Origin of the sequence: Bacillus sp. REN3, from assembly GCF_017912555.1 — a bacterium.
In the GTDB taxonomy this organism is placed as follows: Bacteria; Bacillota; Bacilli; order Bacillales; family Cytobacillaceae; genus Mesobacillus.
The window spans coordinates 1-1,168 of sequence record NZ_JAERSD010000057.1 but is presented as its reverse complement, the minus strand read 5'-3'; the positions used below and the strand labels follow the sequence as shown (position 1 = coordinate 1,168).

Annotated in this window: 1 protein-coding gene and 1 pseudogene; both read right to left on the bottom strand. The window is 44.0% G+C overall.

What is annotated here, in order from left to right:
* Positions 1–67: 67 nt before the first annotated feature.
* Complete coding sequence (istB, locus tag JJQ88_RS20960) at positions 68–787, bottom strand: IS21-like element helper ATPase IstB (RefSeq protein ID WP_210367974.1); 720 nt, start codon at positions 785–787, stop codon at positions 68–70.
* Positions 784–1,168, bottom strand: a pseudogene (locus JJQ88_RS20955) (IS21 family transposase); the annotation flags it as partial. The pseudogene JJQ88_RS20955 and the gene istB, both read right to left, overlap by 4 nt.

The following is a 1,168-nucleotide window of genomic DNA, read 5'->3' as shown; positions in this document are numbered from 1 at the left end:
TGTATTTGGCAAGCGGGAAATGTATGATTTGGCAGTTAAAAATGTAGCTACTTGCCAACATCCCTTTTTAACGATTAAGTAATGATTCTCTGTGTCGAAAACTTTCTCGATTGAACACTATTAAATGCGAATAATGAATTAAGCGATCAATAAATGCTTCAGTCAAGATAGGATCTCCGAATATATGATTCCACTGTCCGAACTGAAGATTTGTCGTAACGATCACACTTCGCCGTTCGTAACACAAATTAAGCACTTGAAACAGGAGCTCTGCTCCTTGCTTATGCAGGGGTACATAGCCAAGTTCATCTAAAATCAATAAATCCAATCCTTCTATCTGCTTATAGATTTTACTGAGCGTGCCTTTCTCATGGGCTTCCAGTAGTTGATTCACCAGCTGTGCCACCGTATAAAAGCGTACTTTCCTTCGTGTCTGATGAATCGCATTCCAGCCGCACAAGGAGGCTAGAAGGGTCTTCCCAACACCTACCCCTCCATACAAAATGAGATTCTCTTTCCTTTCAATAAATCTTCCTGCTAATACATCCTCTTTCAATAGATCGCCGTTCATATGAATGCCATCCCAATCAAATTGCCTGCCGGATATATCCGGCAATAACGATTGCTTGATTAGGAGATTCAATTTCCGTTCTTCCCGTTGCTCAATTTCCTTTTCAAATAGTTTCAGTAAAAACTCCTCTTGAGAGGCTGCTTCCACTTCATGATAATGTTCGCGAATCCAACTTAGCTTTAATCGTTTCGCATGCTCTTCGATCAATTGCTTCATGACTGCTCACCCCCGGCCATCGCGAATAATTGGTCATAATGGGTAAGTCCCCGTGAAGCAGATTCTGCCATAGGTAATTTCTTCGGTAGTCGCGGAAGCGACAAGGTCTCTCGAATGCCCCGTCCATTCACTAACTGATAGTAGACATGCTTGATTGACTCGGCAGTTGGATGTCCATGCTCAGAAGCCATACGCAATGCCTCGGTCGGCAGGTCGAAGCCCTGCTCCTTCAGAAGAACGGCCAGTAAGCTCAATGCTGCTTTCTTCTCTTCCAGCGAACAGGCTTCAAAGTATAGCTTCCATTCTTCCGGTAGCTGGTCATAGAAGGAGCTGTATTTCAATGCTGTTGGCCGTTTGGCCATCAGCGTTAGGTATGGCTGC

What these genes read in the sequence shown, in the direction of transcription:
- istB (WP_210367974.1), bottom strand. Translation starts at nt 787, where the DNA reads ATGAAGCAATTGATCGAAGAGCATGCGAAACGATTAAAGCTAAGTTGG.